Here is a 1,954-nt window from a genome sequence, read left to right as displayed (position 1 = left end):
GCTCTATGTAAATTACATTGTTGTTACAAAAATTTTGTTTTCTTGCAAAAATTATAAACAAAGTTATTGATATTTTTATTTTAAATGAATAAACCATGTAAGCATTCACAGAGTTAATAAATTATAGATATATATAAGTGTTTAGGTTTAAAAAATTTCAAATATCGAATATCGTAACTAATCAGTATGCAAATTAGCAATCATATTTAAAGAAGGCAATATTTTTTGTCCATTTTTAATACAGGTGTCAGTAATTGACCTGAGGACAGAGAATGCATAAGCGCCATCGGGAGATTTAAACTGGCCTGATATCTTTTGTTTTACTTTTATATTTCTAATTGCCCTTTCAGAGGCATTATTGTCAGGTGGAACTTTTGGATGATATAAAAATGTAAACAGGTAATTTCGATATTTTATCAATCTTTTCTTGAAGGCGATTAATTCTTTATAATTATCGGGAATGTTATAATTCAGAAGTACATCCATTCGCTTTTCAATGTAAGTTCTTTCGGAATTATCTAAAACATAATCGTTATCTTTCATGTTTTTCTTTAAATCTAATGCTGCCTTGAACAAATTTTTGCATACATTGCTCCATTTATGGTTGTACCTTTCGGTCAGATAATTCAAATCTCGTAATAAGTGTACCATGCATATTTGATGTGACAATGCATTTGTATTAAAATGGCTTTTCCAGCAATCGTGAACTAACACAGCATTTTTAAACCCATTTTTGAAAGTATTGTCTATACTGCTCTGAGCTCTGTTATCCGTAATTGTAATAAAAGTTGCTTCATCATTCTGCCATGTCCAAGCCCAGTGCTTATTACCGGCTACTTTAACCCCTGTTTCATCACTACCTATGACGTAATTGATATTTTTTGATGAGATTTTTTGCTTTATCATTTCGTAAGCAGGTTGGGCTTTTTTGACAATCCTGTCAAGCAAATAATGAATCCCGCCTTCGCTTATGGGAAGATGAAAAACATCATTAAAAAATTCCTGCATCCTTTTAAATGGTAAATATTGTCTGGCATGTAGATAAGCTATGAGGCTTTCAATATTATTGCCGTAACTCACAGGTGCTTTTACTCCATCAGGATATTCACATATTGTTTCATGACCGCAACTACAGCGTTTTTTGAACACCTGATGTTCGGTGACTTTTATTTTTATTTCAGGGATATCAAACACTTGACGTTTTCCTGCATATTCGGGTGTTACATCATCGAGATTTTTTCCACAAACATTACAATATCCTGGAATATGTTTCTCTGTTTGATCAGGGGTTTTTACCATCTTTAACGTATTGCCTTTTCTTCCTTTTTGTCCGCCTGGTTTTCGTCCTGTTTTTTCGCGCAAGCTTTTTCGTTTTGGCCGGTTTTCGTCTTTTGAAGGAGGAATTGAACTGTTATTGCTGTTTTTAGGGGTTACGTATTTAGCAAGTAGTTTTTTGAGTTCAGTATTCTCTTTTCTGAGTATTGCAACCTCTTTTTTGAGATTACCATTCTGCTTAATTAATTCTTGTATGAGTGAATTTTGATCCAAAATTTTTGCTTTTGTCAAAAGTAGTTGGCAAAGATGGTTAAAACCAAATTTTTTAAGCAATAGTTATCAATACTCAATATCGCATTTTGTTGATATCACTTGATTTTTTAAAAAATAAGTGCTTCAGAATTGAATATTCAAAAATGGTTTTATAAAACCTGAAAATAATCAACTCTCATGAGGTTTAAAACTTTGAAATTCCACAAGTTATCAACAAAACAAAACAAAAATTGTTAATATCAGTTGATTTTTTTTAATTTTAGCACTGATTAGTTACAACAAAGTTATTGATATTTTTATTTTGAATGAATAAACCATGTAATCATCCACAGAGTTAATAAATTATAGATACATATAGTGGCTATAAGAAAACGTCAATAACTGCGTTACGCTCGCATTGGCAACC

General features: G+C 31.3%; 1 protein-coding gene. It reads right to left on the bottom strand.

Annotated elements, in window-relative coordinates; genetic code table 11:
* Nucleotides 1–177: 177 nt before the first annotated feature.
* Nucleotides 178–1,608 (bottom strand): IS66 family transposase, encoded by a 1,431-nt coding sequence (locus SVN78_10675; protein ID MDY6822069.1) that lies wholly within the window; start codon nt 1,606–1,608, stop codon nt 178–180.
* Nucleotides 1,609–1,954: the final 346 nt, after the last annotated feature.

The organism is Deferribacterota bacterium (assembly GCA_034189185.1).
GTDB lineage: Bacteria > Chrysiogenota > Deferribacteres > Deferribacterales > UBA228 > UBA228.
Note: the sequence above shows the minus strand (reverse complement) of the source record. Positions and strands in the feature narration are given on the sequence as shown.